This is a genomic window from Mesorhizobium kowhaii (assembly GCF_042431665.1).
GTDB lineage: Bacteria > Pseudomonadota > Alphaproteobacteria > Rhizobiales > Rhizobiaceae > Mesorhizobium > Mesorhizobium kowhaii.
The window spans coordinates 1-932 of sequence record NZ_JBHLYT010000255.1 but is presented as its reverse complement, the minus strand read 5'-3'; the positions used below and the strand labels follow the sequence as shown (position 1 = coordinate 932).

Here is a 932-nt window from a genome sequence, read left to right as displayed (position 1 = left end):
GTGCGCCGGCCAGAGGCGTGGCTCTTCCCCGGCGATCGTGCCGGCCAGCCGATCACCAGGGATGCGGTGGGACAAGCCTGCGCGAAAGCGCGCGACCTCTCCCGCTTGCCCAAACCGGTCACGCCGCACAGCCTGCGGCACGCCTTCGCCGTCCATCTATTGGAGGCCGGCGCCGACGTGCGCACCATTCAACTGCTGCTCGGTCACCGCAGCCTCGCGACCACCGCCCATTACCTGCGGATCGCCACCAACAAGGTCTGCGCCACGTCGAGCCCGTTCGAGCTCTTGCCGCGTCCGGCCCCCACCCCGCTGCCACCGGCCAAGCCTCAGTACTTCTGAGCTCGAGCCGATGGCCCGCTCGGGGCCGGAGGTGGCGGATATATTCCGCCGCTACGGCGAAGCCTATCGCGTGCAGCATGACGCGTCGCTGTCGACTGCGCAGCGTCGCGTCATGACGGCGATTGAACTCTGCCGCACCGCCGCGCTCGGCGGGCATGTCGAGCAGTGCGATCAATGCGGCCACCAGCGCATCGCCTTCAACAGCTGCCGCGACAGACATTGTCCCCGCTGCCAATCGCTGGCCCGCGCGCAATGGCTGGAGGACCGTCGCGCCGAGCTTCTCGACACCCAGTACTTCCACGTCGTCTTCACGCTGCCGGGTGACATTGCCGCCATCGCCTATCAGAACAAGGCGCTCGTCTACGGTCTGCTCTTCCGCGCCACCGCCGAGACACTGCGCACCATTGCCGCCGATCCCAAACACCTGGGTGCCGAGATCGGCTTCTTCGCCGTGCTGCACACCTGGGGCCAGAACTTGCTGCACCATCCCCACCTGCACTGCGTCGTCCCAGGCGGCGGGTTCTCGCCGGACGGCACGCGATGGATCGCCTGCAAGCCCGGCTTCTTCCTGCCGGTCCGGGTGCTCTCACGCC

The 932-nt window shown here is 68.0% G+C and carries 2 protein-coding genes; both read left to right on the top strand.

Annotated features, from left to right (window positions below):
• The coding region (locus ACFFNA_RS41055) for a tyrosine-type recombinase/integrase (protein ID WP_378926215.1) at positions 1 to 339 on the top strand (339 nt) is incomplete at its 5' end.
• Between the two features lie 10 nt (positions 340 to 349).
• A partial coding sequence (locus ACFFNA_RS41050) for an IS91 family transposase (protein WP_378926212.1) occupies positions 350 to 932 on the top strand: 583 nt, incomplete at its 3' end.